General features: G+C 70.3%; 14 protein-coding genes. All 14 read right to left on the bottom strand.

The window, feature by feature from the left end; genetic code table 11:
- The coding region (locus OXR63_RS14730; protein ID WP_267424518.1) for an Ig-like domain-containing protein at nt 1-5,798 on the bottom strand (5,798 nt) is incomplete at its 3' end.
- The gene (locus tag OXR63_RS14725; protein WP_267424517.1) at nt 5,795-7,207 is read right to left on the bottom strand and encodes a serine/threonine-protein kinase; all 1,413 of its coding nucleotides are present in this window, start codon (nt 7,205-7,207) and stop codon (nt 5,795-5,797) included. The genes OXR63_RS14730 and OXR63_RS14725, both read right to left, overlap by 4 nt.
- 129 nt (nt 7,208-7,336) lie before the next feature.
- Nucleotides 7,337-8,158: a PP2C family protein-serine/threonine phosphatase gene (locus OXR63_RS14720; protein WP_267424516.1), complete on the bottom strand. Its 822-nt coding sequence runs from the start codon at nt 8,156-8,158 to the stop codon at nt 7,337-7,339.
- Between the two features lie 39 nt (nt 8,159-8,197).
- Nucleotides 8,198-8,932 (bottom strand): hypothetical protein, encoded by a 735-nt coding sequence (locus OXR63_RS14715; RefSeq protein WP_267424515.1) that lies wholly within the window; start codon nt 8,930-8,932, stop codon nt 8,198-8,200.
- A gap of 53 nt (nt 8,933-8,985) precedes the next feature.
- Nucleotides 8,986-9,540, bottom strand: coding sequence for a hypothetical protein (locus OXR63_RS14710; RefSeq protein ID WP_267424514.1), 555 nt, complete (start codon nt 9,538-9,540; stop codon nt 8,986-8,988).
- 96 nt (nt 9,541-9,636) lie between these two features.
- Nucleotides 9,637-10,398, bottom strand: coding sequence for a YaaA family protein (locus tag OXR63_RS14705; protein ID WP_267424520.1), 762 nt, complete (start codon nt 10,396-10,398; stop codon nt 9,637-9,639).
- Between the two features lie 5 nt (nt 10,399-10,403).
- Nucleotides 10,404-10,667: a F0F1 ATP synthase subunit epsilon gene (locus tag OXR63_RS14700; RefSeq protein WP_071274948.1), complete on the bottom strand. Its 264-nt coding sequence runs from the start codon at nt 10,665-10,667 to the stop codon at nt 10,404-10,406.
- Between the two features lies 1 nt (nt 10,668).
- The gene (gene atpD, locus OXR63_RS14695) at nt 10,669-12,123 is read right to left on the bottom strand and encodes a F0F1 ATP synthase subunit beta (RefSeq protein WP_071274944.1); all 1,455 of its coding nucleotides are present in this window, start codon (nt 12,121-12,123) and stop codon (nt 10,669-10,671) included.
- 43 nt (nt 12,124-12,166) lie between these two features.
- Nucleotides 12,167-13,069, bottom strand: a complete 903-nt coding sequence (locus tag OXR63_RS14690) for a F0F1 ATP synthase subunit gamma (RefSeq protein WP_071274942.1) — start codon at nt 13,067-13,069, stop codon at nt 12,167-12,169.
- The gene (gene atpA / locus OXR63_RS14685) at nt 13,070-14,698 is read right to left on the bottom strand and encodes a F0F1 ATP synthase subunit alpha (RefSeq protein ID WP_267424513.1); all 1,629 of its coding nucleotides are present in this window, start codon (nt 14,696-14,698) and stop codon (nt 13,070-13,072) included.
- A gap of 107 nt (nt 14,699-14,805) precedes the next feature.
- Nucleotides 14,806-15,600 (bottom strand): F0F1 ATP synthase subunit delta, encoded by a 795-nt coding sequence (locus OXR63_RS14680; RefSeq protein ID WP_267424512.1) that lies wholly within the window; start codon nt 15,598-15,600, stop codon nt 14,806-14,808.
- Nucleotides 15,601-15,602: 2 nt separating this feature from the next.
- Nucleotides 15,603-16,184: a F0F1 ATP synthase subunit B gene (locus tag OXR63_RS14675; protein ID WP_267424511.1), complete on the bottom strand. Its 582-nt coding sequence runs from the start codon at nt 16,182-16,184 to the stop codon at nt 15,603-15,605.
- Between the two features lie 8 nt (nt 16,185-16,192).
- The gene (gene atpE, locus OXR63_RS14670; RefSeq protein ID WP_027465781.1) at nt 16,193-16,429 is read right to left on the bottom strand and encodes an ATP synthase F0 subunit C; all 237 of its coding nucleotides are present in this window, start codon (nt 16,427-16,429) and stop codon (nt 16,193-16,195) included.
- Between the two features lie 61 nt (nt 16,430-16,490).
- Complete coding sequence (gene atpB / locus OXR63_RS14665; RefSeq protein WP_267424463.1) at nt 16,491-17,276, bottom strand: F0F1 ATP synthase subunit A; 786 nt, start codon at nt 17,274-17,276, stop codon at nt 16,491-16,493.
- Nucleotides 17,277-17,331: the final 55 nt, after the last annotated feature.

The following is a 17,331-nucleotide window of genomic DNA, read 5'->3' as shown; positions in this document are numbered from 1 at the left end:
TCCTGCGCGGCGACGACCGGGCTGGAGGGCGGGTTGCTGTCCTCGTGGCCGTCGACGATCGCCGCGACCGTGACCGTACCCGAGGCGGGCACCGTCGGCAGCGCGTCGGGTGCGTAGGTGTCGGCGGTGCAGTTGATGCCGATGTTCAGCGTCGGGCAGAACGTCACGCGGTACTGCTGCGGACCCGCGCCGACGTTCTGCGGCGGTGCGGACACGGTGACCTGCGCGCCGGCGTCGTACGAGTCCGGCAGGACCGCGCGGGTCAGGACCGGTCGGACGCGCTGCACGTCGGACGGAGGACCGCAGAAGTTGCTCGTGTCGTCGGCGCACGCGATGACCGAGACCCCGGTGTCCGCACCCCACTGGGGGTCGGCGACCCAGTCGGTGTTACCGGCCATGGTCCGGTAGTTCTGTCCGTCCGTGGAGTAGGCGAAGTGGTCGACGCGACCGCTCGCCCTGGCCCCGGAGATCCGGATGCCGTACGCGCCGGCGTTCTGGTCCTGCAGTTCGACGTCGATCGTCGCAGCGGCCTGTCCGGGGGCCTGGTAGCTCGTCACGGAGGTGGGGTCGCTCGCGGTGCAGAACAGCCCGTTGTCCGCGAGGGCGACGTACTGGAAGTCGCCGTTCGCGTTCAGCATGTCGGTCACGCTCCCGCTCGCCCACGTCTTGTCGGACCCGGACGTCGAGCACCCGGCGGGGATCGGGACGCCTGGCTGGTACCGGACGATCCGGAGCGAGGTGCTGCCACCGGCCCAGTCGCTCTCGGCAGCGGTGATCGAGACCGACGTCACGCCGTTGCCCTGGGTCGGCCTGGCGGTGATCGTCGGCTTGGCCGGTCGACCGACGGCGTTGCCGCTCCCGCTGCCGCTGTTCCACTTCACGACGGTGCCGTCGCGGTCGGCGTCGTTGCGTGCTGACACGGTGACGGCGTAGCTCGCGCCGCTCTGCAGGCCCTCGAACGCCGCCGTGGTCGTCGCACCGGCGTTCCTGGTGGTCGAGGCGCCGGGACCGGTGAGCGTGACGACGTAGTTGCGGACCGCACTGCCCTGGTTCGGGCGGGGCACGGCGTTCCAGCGGACGTCGATGCGGTTGGGCGTGGTGGCGTCCGCCGTCACCGTGATGCCCGTCGGTGCTGCCGGGACGAAGTCCGCGCTCATCTGCACCGACTGTGCCGACGCTGCCGACTGCCCCACGGCGTTCGTCGCCGTCACGGAGAACCGGTACGACGCCGTCGGGTCGAGGCCGGTCACCGTGCAGACCGTCGCGGTGCCGCAGTCCTTCGCGATGCCGTTCGTCCCCGTGACGCGGTAGTTCGTGACGGGCGAGTTGTTCGCCTGCGGGGTCGACCACGTCAGCGTCACCTGACCGCCGTTCAGACCGCCCGTGCGCACCGGGGCGCCCGGGGCGTCGGGGACGTCCTGCACCGCGATCGTCACGTCGCCCCAGACGTACCGGTCCGGGTCGTTCGTCGCGTCGGCGACCTGGTACTGCAGGTTCGTGTTGACGGGCTTGGCCGAGGCCGCGACGCTGACCTGCAGCCGCGAGTCGTCGGCGCTCGGGGTGATCGTCACCCCGGACGGCACGCCGCCGGACAGCCCGCGGATCGCCACGACGCGGAGGCGTTCGTCCGGGAACGGGTTGGTCGGCTGGTCGTTCGCGAGCACGTCGATCGTCGTCGACTGTCCGCGCTTCGCGACCGCGGTGTCGGCGCCGGGCTGCACCCGTGGCCGGGTCGAGCCGACGACGTCGATGCTGACGAGCCCGGACCGTCCGGCGTTGGCGGCGTCGGTGACACCGACGCCGATGGTCGCGGTGGTGTCCTTCTTCGCCGTGTCCGCGACCTGGACGGTCAGCTGCTGGCCGGACACGGTGGCGGTCGTGCCAGCAGCCGGACGGCTCACCACGGCGTACTTCAGCTCCGGGAGGTCCTGCGGGTACGGGTAGTCGGTCAGCTTCGACAGGTCGATCGTGCGGGACTCCCCCGGCTGCATGTCGATCGACGACCCGGTGAAGACCGGCGGCTGGTTCGAGCGCGGCGTCACCTTCACGGGGAGGACGAGCGTCGCCACGCGGCCCTTGCCACCGTTGGCGCTGGAGCCGTCGGTGACCTCGAACGAGATCGACGCGTTGCCGTAGTAGAGCTTCGCGGACCGGAACTGCAGCGTCGAGGCGTCGACGCTCAACCGGCCGCCGTCGGCGTGCGTCGCCTTGACGGTCCCCGGGTCGGTGATCCGCGCCGTCGCACCGCTCGCCGTGACCACGTACTTCGACAGCGGGATCCGGACGGTCGACTCACTCGTGACGGTCACGGTGCCGGCACTGCGGTTCACCTGCGGGAGGGCGTCGTCGAACCCGGGGACGTGGATGAACCCGTAGGACACGATGTCCGGGTGGTCGGTCCGGGCGACGGAGAACGGGATGACCTGGGAGGCGTCGGCGAGCGTCACCACGATGCGCCCGTCCTCGGTCGTCCGGGCCGCGTCGCCGTAGCCGTCCACCACGCCGACGCGGAGGTCGGCCGTGCTGCCCTCGGCGAAGAACACGTTCCGGAGCACGTCGACGGTGACGGTCTTCCGCCGGAGGATGTCCTGCAGGTCGAGGGTGGTGTCGTCCACCTCGGGGCGGAGGGGGCGGGCGTCCCGGTCCACGGTCACCGTGAGGAACGCCGTGCTCGTCCCGCCGCTCTGGTTCGTCGCCGTGTAGAGCACGGCGAAGTCCCCGCGCGTGGCGGACGCCGGTGGGCTGACGCGGATCTCCTGCCCGCGCAGCACCTTCGCCGTGACGCCCGACGCGGTCGGCTCGGCCTTGCTCACCGTGAGCCGACCGCCCTCGGGGTCGGAGTCGTTCTGCAGGACGCGGACGGTCACCGAGCCGCCCGGTCGGATCGTGACGTGGTCGGCTTCGGCGATCGGGTTCGAGGCCTGCTCGGCACGCGGCGCGATGCCGACGCGGACCGTCCCGGTGGCACGGGCGCCCAGGGCGTCGACCACGGTGTACGTGAACTCGTCGGTGCCGGCGGAGTAGTCGCCGGCGTCGTAGGTGAGCGAGTCGGAGCTGACGTCGCTGACCGAGCCCTTGTCCGGGTTGGAGGCAACGCCGACGAGCTGCACGGAGTCGCCGTCGGGGTCGATCCCGTTGAGCGGGACGGCCACGCGGACGGACTGCCCGGCGACCACCCGTGCCGTCACGGTCTGTGGCACCGGCGGGTTGTTCGTCGCGCTGTCCTGCTCGCGCACGGAGATGGACACGGCGGCGTCCGCGGTCTGACCGTCCGGGCCGGCGACCCGGTAGACCGCGGTGTAGTTGCCCGGCGTCTCCGGGGCCAGGTAGCGCAGGTGGTCGCCGGAGGCGAAGAGCAGCCCGCCGTCACCCGGCACGTTCTGCACCAGGTCGGGCTGGAGCGTGAGCGGCTCGCCCTCCGGCTGGGTGTCGTTCGCGAGCACGTCGATGTCCGTCACGTCGCCGACGCGGACGGTGGCGGTGTCGGGCTGCGCGACCGGCGGCTGGATCCGGTCGGGCTTCGGGATCTCGACGACGGTGATCGACCCGGTCGAGGACGCCAGACCGTTCGTCTCCGTGTAGCCGAAGGTGACCGGACCGTCGAGCGGCGCCGTCAGCGTCACCCGTACCGTGTGCTGGTCGAGGATGCTCGCCTGCACGCCGGACGGCCGCGCCGGGCCGTCGAGGACGGTCACGAGCAGCACGCCGCCCGCCGGGTCGATGTCGGTGGCGGTGACGTCGGTGTCCTTCGTGGACAGCGTGTTCACGAAGACGGTCTTCGGGGTGGTGATCGGCGCGGTCGAGGCGTCCGGTGGCGCGAGCACCGTGATGCGCACGACCCCGCTCGCGGTCTTCGTGCCGTCGGTCACGGTGTACTCGACCTGGTGGTCGCCGACCGCGCTGCTCTGCACCCGGAAGGTGCCGGCGTCGTAGCTCGGCGTGATCGTCACACCGCTCGCCGACGAGACGCTCGTCAGCGTCACGGTGCCGTTGCCGCCGCGGACGTGCACGAGCGGCGACACGGAGAACGGCTTGCCCGCGTACCCCTGCACGGGGAACGCGTCGGCACGCAGCGGGACGCTCCCCTGCTTCGCGACGTGGACGGTCAGGGACCCGCGGCCGTCGGCGGTGCCGTCGCTGACGACGAGCTGCACGCTGCGGTCGCCGGTGCGGCCGCTGGTGTCCCGGAAGTCCAGGAGACCGTCCGGGGTCGTCGAGACGCGGTCACGGTCGGACGCCGTCGCGCTCCGCAGGTAGACCGGGTCGCCGTCCGGGTCCACCCAGTCGCCGAGCACGTCGGTCGAGACGTGCCCGTTCTGCACGACGTCGGCGGAGGTGTCCCGGACCTGGCGCGGCGGCGAGTTCTGCGACGGCGACCGCACCGTCACCCGGACCGTGGCCGTGTCCGAACCGCCGTTGCCGTCGGTGATCGTGTACCGGAACGTCACCGTGCCCGACGCACGCGAGGTCAACGCGACCTGCAGCCGCTGACCGTCCTCGACGACGGTGACGCGCGCACCCGCGCCGGAGACGTCGCTGACCTCACTGATGACGATCGGGTCGCCGTTCGGGTCGTGGTCGTTGAGCAGGACCGGGAGGCTCGTGGTGCGTCCCGGACGAGCGCCCAGGTCGTCGTCGACCGCGACCGGCGGCTTCTGGTCCTTCTCGACCTCCGGGTCGTCGTCGGAGACCTGCTCCTGCTGCTGGTCGTCGTCACGCGTGATGAGGTCAGCCCAGTTGTCGATGAGCTGCCCGCTGCGGTCGATCGCCCAGGAGCGGCCGGTGGAGGGGTCGTTGGCGACGACGGTGTCCCCGTTGTGCATGATCTGCAGCGCCGCGTTCCCCGGCACCCGGTCGAGCCGCTGGAGCGCACGACCGGTGCAGGTGTCGACGGCCTGGCCCCCGCTCCACGCCCCGAACGTGCAGGTGCCGTCGACGAACGGGCGGGCGGCGCGTCCGGAGACCGCCAGCGCGGTGCGTGTCACCGACCCGGACGGGGTCACGCGGACGAGCCCGGCAGCACCGGCGACGACGACGCTGTCGCCATCGGTCGAGGACGTCTGCAGCGCCGGGGACCCACCGACCCGCGCACCGACGTCGACGGTGTCACCGTCGATCGCGAGCTGCCCCGAAGTGCGGTCGAGCACCGCGACGTGCCCACCGACCGCCGCGACCTGGAAGTCGTCCCTGCGGTCCATGCGGACGTCCCACCGCTCGGCAACGGACAGCGTGGTGCCGACCTGCACGAGGGACGCCGTGCCGGTGCGCGGCGAGTAGACGGCGACGTGGTCGTCGGCGGCGTCGAACACGGCATCGGCGCCGAGGGTCAGGTCGGCCTTGGTCGAGGCGTCGAAGTCGGCAAGGTCCGCCGCGGGCGTGGACCAGAGCTCACCGGTGTCCTCGTTGCCGATCACCGCCGTGTCCCCGGCGAAGAAGACCTGCGGCGACCCGGAGGGCAGCGTGACCGCGTCACCGACCGACGCGTCGGCGACGTCGACCTTCGCGACGGTGCCCTTGGTCTCGTCGACGCTGTAGACCGTGGAGCCGCGCTGCAGCACCGAGAGCGAGTCGGTCGAGGCCTCGATCGCGGTGTTCAGCTCGAGGACCGCGGTGTTCGCGCGACCGACGGCACCGTACTGCGCGGATGGCACCCAGACCGTGCCGTCGCCGAGGTCGACGCGCTGCGTGTGGTAGCCGCTCGACACGACGGCGGCCCCGGCCACGAGCGCACCGACGAGCACCGAGACGCCCGCGGTCACCGCGGCCGACCGGTGCCGGGCGAGGAGGCGACGGATCACGACCCGCTCCCGACGGTCGCGCACCGCTCGGCACTGGCCGCGCCGGTCTTGCCGTCCCGGTTCACGGCGACGGAGATGCACTCCTGGTCACCGCGCTCCCCGGAGACGACGAACGAGGTGCCGGACTGCTGGCTCGACGATCCGTTCGAGGAGATGACGTACGTGTCGCCGGCGTCGAGGCCGGGGTCGTCCCAGCGGAACGTCACCGACTGGCCGGTCGTCGACGCGCGGATGTCGGACACGGTCGGGATCGCGCCGGACCCGACCTGGCCGACCACCACGATCGCGGCGACCGCCACCGCGACCACCACGACGCCCGCGAGCGACGCGGCCCAGGCGACGGTGCGCCGGGACGACCGACGTGCCCGCGTGGTGGAGCCGGTCCGGTGCACGGTGCCGACGCTGCGTGATCCCGTCGCGGCGAGTCCGCCCTGCACCGGGCGCCGCGTGCGTCGGCGACGGCTGACCCGCCGCGGCGGCTGGAGTTCACGGACCATCGTCCGGTCGCCCTCCGGCGTGGGGGTCGCGATGGCCCAGGACTCGACGGCGACGTCGGCGGGGGTCTGCGGCAGCCCGAGTTCGGCCTGCACCTGCTGGAACCCGCGGACGAGCTCCATCACGGTGGCCGGCCGGAGCTGGGTCTTCCGGGACATCGCCGTCGCGAGCAGGCGCTCGAGCGACGGGGGCACGTCGGTCCGACCGGTCGGCTTGACACCGCCCTTGTCGATCCGCGCCATCAGGTCCGCCGCGCCGTTCTTGCCGCCGGGGACCTCGAAGGGGCTGCGGCCGGCCACCAGCGAGAACACCGTGGCCGCCAGCGAGTAGACCTCGGACTGGATCGTGCCGCGGGACTCGTCGATGAGGACCTCGGGGGCGGACCACGGGATCGACATGCCGATCGGCTCGTCGGGGTCGGCCTGCCCGATGGTGGCTGCGATCCCGAAGTCGGACAGCACGGGGTTGCCGTACGCGGTCAACAGGATGTTGGACGGCTTGACGTCCCGGTGCAGCACGCCCTCGCGGTGGGCGGTCTCGAGCGCCGAGCCGATCCGGATGCCGATCGAGAGGACCTCCGACACCGGCACCGGGGTGCGACGGTAGCGCTCGCTCAGCGACGACGAGCAGAGCTCCATCACCAGGTAGGGCCGCCCGTCGGACGCGACGCTCGCCTGGAAGACCGTGAGGATGGACGGGTGCGTGCTCAGGCGCGCCATCAGGTTCGCCTCGGCCTGGAACATCTGCCGGACGCGGTCGTCGACGACCTCGTCGAGCAGGACCTTCACCGCCACCTGCCGTCGGGGCATGTCCTGTTCGTAGAGGAAGACGTCAGCGAACCCGCCGGAACCGAGCACGTGGACAGGGCTGAAACCGGCGATCACGGGAGGGCTGGACGGCAGGCGTCGCACCATGACGGCTCCTCCCTCCGGCCCATGCGGCCGGTTGCTGGTCCAGGCGGTCAAGTCTACGGATGCCGACCGTCACCGATCTGCTGACGCGTGCGCGGGGAACCGCGACCGCGCCCCAGTTCGGGGGTCGGGTCAGTGGCGCGGGAGCGTGTCCTCGAGGTCGCGGTCGACCGGTGCGTCGTCCACCTGCAGCACCACGACCGTGACGTTGTCCCGGCCGCCGGCCACCAGGGCGTCACCGACCAGTCGCTCGGCGAGTTCCTGCGGGTCGACGACCTTCGCGGCGATGCGCCCGATGCCCGCGTCGCCGATCTCCTTCGTCAGGCCGTCGGAGCAGATGATGTAGCGGTCACCGGTGCGCAGCGGCAGCGTCCACCAGTCCGGCTCCGGCGGCTCCCCGAAGCCGACGGCCCGCGTGATCACGTTGCTGTCGGGGTGGGCCTCGGCGTCCTCGGCGCGCAGGACGCCGGCGTCGACCATCTCCTGGACGACGGAGTGGTCCACGGTGATGCGTCGCAGGACACCGTTCTCGGCGCGGTAGGTCCGCGAGTCCCCGACGTTGAAGACGAGGGCGGCCGGCTGACCGTCGGCCTGCACGAGGGCGAGCCCGGTGACCGTCGTGCCGGCACCGATCGCGTTGCCGCCGGCTGCGCGCTCGATGTCGGCGGTCGCGAGCAGCAGCGCGTGCTGGATCGTCTCACGCGACCCGAACGGGCCGGTGACCGAGTCCCCGAGGCGCCGCACGACCGCGTCGCTCGCCCGGTCACCGGCGAGGTGCCCGCCCATGCCGTCGGCGACGACGAAGAAGGGCGCCTCGACGATGTAGCTGTCCTCGTTGTGGTCACGTCGACGCCCGATGTCGGTGGCCGCTCCCCACGAGAGCGTCAGGGTGGCGCCGCCCGCTCCGGGGACGTCGATGGCGTGGGAGGCGGCTGCTCGGCCGAGTTCGGTCACGGTCTTCGATCGCTCTCTGGGGGGTCGTGGGCGTGCCGGTCAACGAGTGGTTCTGCGTGGCGGTGGGGACGTCGGGAAGTCGTCCGTCGGTGGCGTCACACGGAGGTGTGGCGAGAGGATCTCGATCCCGATGCCGTCCCCGATCTCGACTACCGTACCGGTCAACGCGACGATCGACGCACCCGACGGCATCCGGTAGGCAGCAGCCCCGGCGGGCCGGACCACGGTGCCGTTGGTGGAGTGCAGATCGTCCACGACGGCGGCTTCCCCCTCGGCGTGGAAGGCCACGTGGGAGGACGACACCTCCCCGGACGGGGACCGGACGACGACCAGCTCGGGCTCCGGTCCGCGCACCACGCGCGGGAGCGCCGGCCGGCGGCCGACCACGACCGGTCGGTCGAGTCGGATGACACGGTCGGCGATCCGGATCGACGGCACGCGCACACGCGGCGGCTCGACGACGGCCGGGAGGCTCGGGGGGACGCCCGGCACACCGGTCGCCCCGGCGGGAGTGCGACCGCCGCGGGCCCGGACGACCGTGTCCTCGGGGTCGGTGCTCGATGCGTCCACGACCTCGGGCCGCGCGGAGTCCTCGGTGCCGACGGCGACCCGGCCCGGTGTCGGGAGGTCGAGCGGCTCGTCGGACGGTCCGCCTGGTCGCAGCGGGACCCGGATGACGGTGTCCTCGACGACGTCGGAGGCACGATCGGTGCTGACGGCACGATGACGCGGACGCAGGACCGTGTCCTCGATGTCGTCGCCGTCGTCGTGCACCAGTGCCCGCTCCCCTCGTCGTCACCACCGTAGACGATGCGGTGCACCCGGCATCACCCCCACCACGCCGGAGCGGTGCGGGCCCGGACCGACCGCAGCACGAGTCCGGCGAGGGCGTCCGTGGGGACGGCATCGAGGGCGTGGCGCGCTCTGGCCCGCGCGCGCTCCGGTGACCCCAGCGCCCAGGAGCACCAGGCCCCGAGTGCGAGCGCGCCGGCGACACCGAGCCGCTCGTCTTCGGGACACCCGCGCAGACGCCAGTCCTGCCAGGGGCCGACGCACCGGTCCCCCGCCCTCCGGAGGCGATCGCGGTCCGGTGCCGGGCCGGCTCCCTGCAGCGCGAGCGGCGTCGGGTCGTGGAAGGGGTCGAAGGGGCGGATGACCATCGGGATCCGGTCCGCCGGGGCGGCGATGAACGGGATCAGCGCCATCCGCGTCGCCAGGGCGACGCACGCGGTCGACACCGCGGCCCCGCCGCGCCGATCGAGGGGCGCTGTGCCGGGCGCGACCAGCGCCGCGGCGGCGACCGGCAGGGTGACCGCGGCAGCGATCTCACGCGACCGGCCGGCGATCAGGGAGTCAGGAGTTCGGAGTGCGATGGCGTTCATGGGGCCATCGTGACGCGATCCGGGCCTCCTGACCGGGGCAGGTCGTGGCCCGGTGGAGAACCGCGCCGATCCTGGCCCTGTGCAGGGATCGTCCGCTCAGACCGGCGCTGGCTGCAGGCTCTCCGCGACGAGGTCCCATCCGCCGTCCACGCGCTCGAGCACCACGCCGGCCTGCGACGCCCAGTCGATCAGGTCGTCCATCGACCCGACGCTGGCGTCGGTCCGGGCCAGCAGCGACACCAGGCGGCCCTTCGCGGTCTTGTTCCAGTGGTTCAGGGCCTTGCGTCGACCGGACCCGTCCATGCTGACCACGCGGAGCGTGACCGCGCCCTCCGTCGGGCCGAGCGCGCGGTAGCCCTCGGACCGGAGGTCGAGCACCAGTCCGTCGGCGCGGGCGCGGAGGGCGGTGCGGGACGGTCCGGGCCAGTGCGACGCCAGCCGCAGCGTGCCCAGTCGCGCGTCGTGCGACAGCCGGTAGGCCGGGATGCGGTCGCCGGCCCCGATCGGCCCGAACATCGCGGACTGCACCACGACGTGTCGGTACCACCAGTCGCGGACCGCGGACGACGCCCCGGGGACGTCGAGCGGGTCGTAGAGGACCCCCGTGTACCGCTCGATCGCGGGCAGCGTCGCCGACGTGGTGAGCGCGAGGTTCCGGAAGCGCTCGGCGATCGACTTCGGGCCGAGCTTGAGTGCCGTCCGCGCAGAGGACTCCTCGGAACTGACGGAGCGGGCCGCGGTGATCACCGCGGCCCGCTCGTCGGACAGTTCCGGGAACGAGAGCCCACCCAGATCGAGGGTGGAACCCGTGTCCCCGCCCTCCCGCTTCGTCTCGGACGGCGGGAGGAGGACGGTCAGTCCGGTCAGGACGCCAGCGCGGCCTGCCGCGCCACGATCGTGACCGTGTCGTGCTCGACGGAGAGGAAGCCGTCCTCGGCGTCGACCGCGACGGTGGAGCCGTCGGCACGCGTGATGCGGACCTGGCCCTGCGCGAGGATCGCGAGCATCGGCTCGTGCCCCACGAGGATGCCGATCTGGCCCTCGGTCGTGCGTGCGACGACCATGGAGGTGTCGCCCGACCAGATCTCGCGATCGGCCGAGACGACACTCACGGTGAGACCCGCCATGTCAGCGGTTCTCCTTCTGGATCTGCGACCACTTCTCTTCCACGTCGTTGATGCCACCGACGTTGAAGAACGCCTGGGTCGCGACGTGGTCGAACTCGCCGTCGGCGATGGCTGCGAAGGACTCGATGGTGTCCTTGAGCGGCACCGTGGAGCCCTCGACACCCGTGAACTTCTTGGCCATGTACGTGTTCTGCGAGAGGAACTGCTGGATGCGACGTGCGCGCTCCACCGTGATCTTGTCCTCTTCGGAGAGCTCGTCGACACCGAGGATGGCGATGATCTCCTGCAGTTCCTTGTTCTTCTGGAGGATCTGCTTGACGCGCGTGGCCGTCTGGTAGTGGTCAGCGCCCAGGTACCGGGGGTCCATGATCCGCGACGTGGAGGTCAGCGGGTCGATCGCCGGGTAGAGGCCCTGCGACGCGATCTCGCGGGAGAGCTCGGTCGTGGCGTCGAGGTGCGCGAACGTCGTGGCCGGAGCCGGGTCGGTGTAGTCGTCAGCCGGCACGTAGATCGCCTGCAGCGAGGTGATCGAGTGACCGCGCGTCGAGGTGATGCGCTCCTGGAGCACACCCATCTCGTCGGCGAGGTTGGGCTGGTAGCCCACGGCGGACGGCATGCGACCGAGCAGCGTCGAGACCTCGGAACCGGCCTGCGTGAAGCGGAAGATGTTGTCGATGAAGAGCAGCACGTCCTGCTTCTGCACGTCACGGAAGTACTCCGCCATCGTCAGCGCCGACAGGGCAACGCGGAGACGCGTCCCCGGCGGCTCGTCCATCTGGCCGAACACGAGGGCCGTCTTGTCGAAGACCCCCGCCTCTTCCATCTCACCGATGAGGTCGTTGCCCTCACGGGTGCGCTCACCGACACCGGCGAACACCGACACACCGCCGTGGTCCTGCGCGACGCGCTGGATCATCTCCTGGATGAGGACGGTCTTGCCGACGCCTGCACCACCGAAGAGGCCGATCTTGCCACCCTGCACGTACGGGGTGAGGAGGTCGATGGACTTGATGCCGGTCTCGAACATCGAGGTCTTGGACTCGAGCTGGTCGAAGGCCGGGGCCTTGCGGTGGATCGGCCAGCGCTCGGTGATCTCGAGCTTCTCGTCGGTGTTGAGCACATTGCCCAGCACGTCGAAGACCTTGCCCTTGGTGACGTCGCCGACGGGGACCGAGATCGGGGCGCCCGAGTCACGGACCTCCTGACCACGGACGAGGCCGTCGGTCGGCTTCAGGGAGATGGCACGGACGAGATCGTCACCGAGGTGCTGCGCGACCTCGAGGCCGATCTCCTGCGACGACTCACCGATGGTGATGGTCGTGAACAGGAGGTTGTACATCTCGGGGATGGCGTCATGCGGGAACTCGATGTCGACGACGGGACCCGTGACACGGGCGATCCGGCCGACACCGGGCGCCGACGACGTCTCGACCGCGGTGGTTGCGGTGTCGGTCATGGCTGGTGCCTTCCTGGTGGGTTCTGTCCGCGAACGACGCGGACTACTTCTTCTTCGACGAGAGGGCGTCGGCGCCGCCGACGATCTCGGAGATCTGCTGCGTGATCTCGGCCTGACGCGCGTTGTTCGCGAGTCGGGTGAAGTCACGGATCAGGGAGTCGGCGTTGTCGCTGGCCGCCTTCATCGCCTTCTGTCGTGCGGCGTGCTCGGAAGCAGCCGACTGCAGCATGGCGTTGAAGATGCGGCTCTCGATGTAGACCGGGAGCAGCGAGTCGAGCACCGCGTCGGCGTCCGGCTCGAACTCGTAGAGCGGGAGCGGGTCGTTGCCGACGGGCTCGTCGACGCCGTCCACGACCTCGAGCGGGAGCAGGCGCACGACCTGGGGTTCCTGCGTCGCGAGGCTCAGGAAGCGGTTGAAGACGATGTGGATCTCGTCCACGCCGCCCTCGGCCGTGTCCTGGAGGAACTTCGACACGACAGCGTCGCCGATCTCCTTGGCCGTCGAGAACTCGGGCTGGTCGGTGTTGCCGACCCACTGCTGCTCGGACGGGCGCTCACGGAACGCGAAGTACCCGACGGACTTGCGACCGACCAGGTAGTAGACGACGTCCTTGCCCTCGCTGCGGAGCAGGGACGCGAGCTCCTCGCCCTGCTTGAGGACGTTCGTGCTGAACGCACCGTTCAGGCCGCGGTCCGACGTGAAGAGCACGACGGCAGCACGGGTGGACGACTCGGGCTCGGTGGTCAGCACGTGGTCGACGTTCGAGAACGTCGCCACGGCGGACACGGCCCGGGTCACCGCACGCGAGTACGGACCGGACGCGGCCATGCGGGCCTGCGCCTTCTGGATCCGCGACGCCGAGATCAACTCCATCGCGCGAGTGACCTTCTTCGTGGTCTTCGCGGACTTGATTCGCTGTCGGTAGACCCGGACCTGCGCTGCCATCTAGCGACGACCCTTGACGATCTGCTCCTGGTCGACGTCCTCGGCGTCAGCCGACTCGAACTGCTCCGAGCCGAGCGTCTTGCCGTCGCTCGTCTGGAAGCTCTTCGTGAACTCGTCGATCTGCTTGCCCATCTCGGCGACGGTGTCGTCGCTGAGCTGGTTCGTCTCGCGCAGGGTCGTGAGCACGTCGGAGTTGCGACGCAGGTGGTCGAGCAGTTCGGACTCGAAGCGCAGCACGTCCTTCACAGGGACGGTGTCGAGCTTGCCGTTGGTGCCGGCCCAGATCGAGACGACCTGCTCCTCCACCGGGTACGGCGAGTACTGCGGCTGCTTGAGCAGCTCGGTCAGGCGCGCACCGCGGTCGAGCTGACGACGCGAGGCCTGGTCGAGGTCCGACGCGAACATCGCGAAGGCCTCGAGCGAGCGGTACTGCGCCAGCTCGAGCTTCAGCGTGCCGGAGACCTTCTTGATCGACTTCACCTGGGCGTCACCACCGACACGGGACACCGAGATGCCCACGTCGACGGCCGGACGCTGGTTCGCGTTGAAGAGGTCCGACTGCAGGAAGATCTGGCCGTCGGTGATCGAGATGACGTTGGTCGGGATGTACGCCGAGACGTCGTTCGCCTTGGTCTCGATGATCGGGAGACCCGTCATCGAGCCAGCGCCGAGCTCGTCGGACAGCTTCGCGCAACGCTCCAGCAGACGGGAGTGCAGGTAGAAGACGTCACCCGGGTAGGCCTCGCGCCCCGGCGGACGACGCAGGAGGAGCGACACGGCACGGTAGGCCTCGGCCTGCTTCGACAGGTCGTCGAACACGATGAGGACGTGCTTGCCCTGGTACATCCAGTGCTGGCCGATGGCCGAACCGGTGTACGGGGCGAGGTACTTGAAGCCGGCCGGGTCGGAGGCCGGAGCGGCGACGATGGTGGTGTACTCCATCGCGCCGGCGTCCTCGAGCGCACCCTTGACGGAGGCGATCGTGGAGCCCTTCTGACCGATGGCGACGTAGATGCAGCGGACCTGCTTGTTCTCGTCGCCCGAGTCCCAGTTGGCCTTCTGGTTGATGATCGTGTCGATCGCGATCGCCGTCTTGCCGGTCTGGCGGTCGCCGATGATCAGCTGACGCTGGCCACGGCCGACGGGGATCATCGCGTCGATGGCCTTGATGCCGGTCTGCATCGGCTCGTGGACCGACTTGCGGCTCATGACACCGGGTGCCTGCAGCTCGAGGGCACGACGGCCCTCTGCTGCGATCTCGCCGAGGCCGTCGATCGGGGCGCCGAGCGGGTCGACGACCCGGCCGAGGAAGGCGTCGCCGACGGGGGCCGAGAGGACCTCACCGGTACGGGTGACTTCCTGGCCCTCTTCGACGCCGGAGAACTCACCGAGCACGATGGCACCGATCGAGTCCTCGTCGAGGTTCTGGGCGAGGCCGAGCGTGCCGTCCTGGAAGCGGATGAGCTCGTTGGCCATGACGCCGGGGAGGCCCTCGACGTGGGCGATGCCGTCACCGGCGTCGGTGACGTGCCCGATCTCGGCCGTGGAGGCCTTCGTCGGCTCGTAGTTCGAGACGAAGTCCTTCAGGGCATCACGGATCTCATCGGGGCTGATGGTGATGTCTGCCATGGGATTTTCCTTGTTGGTTTCCGGGGCCCTGCGGCTCCGAGAGGGTGATGCTGCCCGGTGGGGACAGTTCCCGTTGTGGACTTGGGGTGACGGGTTCGACCGTACGCTCAGCCGGCGAGCTGGAGCCGGAGGTCGGCGAGGCGCGTGGAGACGGTGCCGTCGATGACGTCGCCGCCGACCTGCACCCGGACCCCGCCGACGACCTGGGGGTCGACGACGTGGTTGACGATGATGTCCCGGCCGTAGCGCTCCGAGAGACCGCGGGCGACGCGTGCCGCCTGGCCGTCGGAGAGCGGGACGGCGGTGATGACCGTCGCCACGACCTTGTCGGCCTGGTCGGCCACGATGCGCGAGGCATCACGGACGAGTTCACCGATCCGGCGGCCACGGGGCTGCTGGACGAGGGCCGACAGGATCGTCACCGTCTGCGGCGACGACTTGCTGCCGATCAGCCGCTCGACGAGTGCCGCCTTCTGCTCCGGGCTGCCGAGCTTGGTGCCGAGCGCCAGCTCGAGACCGGCGTCCGAGCGGACCGCCGTCTCGAAGGCGAACAGCTCGGCCTCGATCGGGGTGCCCGGGTCCGCGGTGGCAGCGACGGCGCGGATGCCCGCGTCCTCGATGCCGGCGAGCAGGTCCTGCTGCGACGACCAGCGCGAGCCGGCCACCGCGGTCAGCACGGCGCGCGTGGCGTCGGACTGGCCGGCGAAGACCCGGTCGACGACCGACTTCTTGCCGACGACGTCGGCGGTCGGGTCGGCCAGCAGCGTGAGGAACTGGGACGCACCGGCGACCACGCGCCCTGCGGCGAGGACCTCAGCACCCGTCACCAGGTCGGCGCTGACGCCGAGGTCGGCCAGCACCGCCTGCGTCGACGTCATGGCTGAACGGGTGGCGCTCCGCATGCTCAGCGCTCCGTCTCGACCTGCGAGGCCTGGACCTGCGAGGACTCGACGCTCTTCGACGACTCGAGGTCGGCGAGGAAGCGGTCGACGACCGCGGTGGCCTTGGCGTCGTCCTTGAGGGACTCGCCGATGACACCCGACGCGAGGTCGAGGGCCAGCGAACCGACCTCGGTGCGGAGCGACTGGAGCGCACTCTGACGCTCGGCCTCGATCTGCGCCTGGGCGTTGCTCGTGATGCGCGCAGCGTCGGCCGAGGCCTGCTCGCGCACCTCGTTGCCGATGGCGGTCGCGTCGGCACGGGCCTGCTCGCGGATCCGCGAGGCTTCGGCACGGGCGTCGGCGAGCTGCTTGTTGTACTCGTCGAGTGCTGCGGCGGCCTGCTGCTGGGCAGCCTCCGCCTTCTTGATGCCGCCTTCGATGGCCTCGGTGCGCTCATCGAGCATCTTCGTGATGCGCGGCGTGACGACACGCCAGAACACCAGGAAGATGATGACGAAGGCCACCGCGGACCACACGATGTCGTACACCGGGGGGATCAGCGGATTGATGTTCTCCTCCGCCGCGATGATGAGTGCAGTGTTCATCGAGGGCCTTAGTTGGTGAAGATGAAGTACGTCGCGATGCCGATGAAGGCCAGGGCCTCCGTGAAGGCGATACCGATGTACATGAGGGTCGTCAGGCGGCCCTGGAGCTCAGGCTGGCGAGCGACGGACTCGATCGTCTTGCCGACGACGATGCCGACGCCGATGGCCGGGCCGATCGCAGCGAGGCCGTAGCCAACCGTCGCGATGTTGCCGTTGATCTCCGCGAGAACGGTCGTTGCGTCCACGTGTTTTCCTTTCGAGGTGCGGGTCCGACGGATGCCGGTCCCGTAGGGGGTCAGTGAGGAATCAGTGCTCGTCGGCCAGCGCCAGCTGGATGTAGACGGCGGTGAGGAGCATGAAGACGTAGGCCTGCAGCAGCGCGACGAGGATCTCGAAGAAGCTGAAGGCGATGCCGAAGGCCAGTGTCCCGATGCCGAAGACCTTGAACAGGCCCTCCGCGTCGAAGAAGAAGAACCACGTGGCGGAGAAGAACAGGACGAGCAGCAGGTGCCCGACGACCATGTTCATGAGGAGTCGCAGCGTCAGCGTGACCGGGCGGAGCACGAACGTCGAGACGAGTTCGATCGGCGTCACGATGATGTACAGCGGCCACGGCACCCCGGGCGGGAAGAGCGAGTTCCGGAGGAACGTGCCCGGGTGCTTGCGCAGTCCCGCGTAGATGAAGGCGACATACGCGACGATCGCGAGGATCATCGGCATCGCGATGCGGCTGGTGCCGGCGAGGTTCATGAACGGGATCAGACCCGTGAGGTTCATGGACAGCACGCCGAAGAAGATCGTCGCGAGCAGCGGCAGGAACCGCTTGCCGTCCTTCTCACCGAGGTTGTCGAAGGTGTTGCGTCGCACGACGTCGAAGCCGTACTCGATGAACGCCTGTCCGCGGTTGGGGATCAGCTTGAGCGCCCGGGTCCCCGCGAAGGCGAAGACGAGCAGCACTGCGACCGCGATGAAGCGGATGATGACGACACGATCGATCTCGAAGGGCGTCCCGGCGAAGAAGATGGGGTCCGGGAAGAACTCGTTGATCGACGGGCCATGGAACTCGGCGGCCTTGCTGCTCCCCGCCGCCACGGTGTTGACCGCAGCGGAGAGAGACAGGGGAAGAGCGTGGGATAGCAGCGCTGTC

The sequence above is a fragment of the Curtobacterium sp. GC_Cur_3 genome (genome assembly GCF_026544205.1).
Classification (GTDB): domain Bacteria; phylum Actinomycetota; class Actinomycetes; order Actinomycetales; family Microbacteriaceae; genus Curtobacterium.
Note: the sequence above shows the minus strand (reverse complement) of the source record. Positions and strands in the feature narration are given on the sequence as shown.

Bases quoted from the DNA above. Each gene is read 5' to 3' on its own strand.
- atpA (WP_267424513.1), bottom strand. From the start codon at position 14,698: ATGGCAGACATCACCATCAGCCCCGATGAGATCCGTGATGCCCTGAAG.
- OXR63_RS14680 (WP_267424512.1), bottom strand. From the start codon at position 15,600: ATGCGGAGCGCCACCCGTTCAGCCATGACGTCGACGCAGGCGGTGCTG.
- OXR63_RS14675 (WP_267424511.1), bottom strand. From the start codon at position 16,184: ATGAACACTGCACTCATCATCGCGGCGGAGGAGAACATCAATCCGCTG.
- OXR63_RS14710 (WP_267424514.1), bottom strand. From the start codon at position 9,540: ATGAACGCCATCGCACTCCGAACTCCTGACTCCCTGATCGCCGGCCGG.
- OXR63_RS14690 (WP_071274942.1), bottom strand. From the start codon at position 13,069: ATGGCAGCGCAGGTCCGGGTCTACCGACAGCGAATCAAGTCCGCGAAG.
- OXR63_RS14725 (WP_267424517.1), bottom strand. From the start codon at position 7,207: ATGGTGCGACGCCTGCCGTCCAGCCCTCCCGTGATCGCCGGTTTCAGC.
- OXR63_RS14700 (WP_071274948.1), bottom strand. From the start codon at position 10,667: ATGGCGGGTCTCACCGTGAGTGTCGTCTCGGCCGATCGCGAGATCTGG.
- atpD (WP_071274944.1), bottom strand. From the start codon at position 12,123: ATGACCGACACCGCAACCACCGCGGTCGAGACGTCGTCGGCGCCCGGT.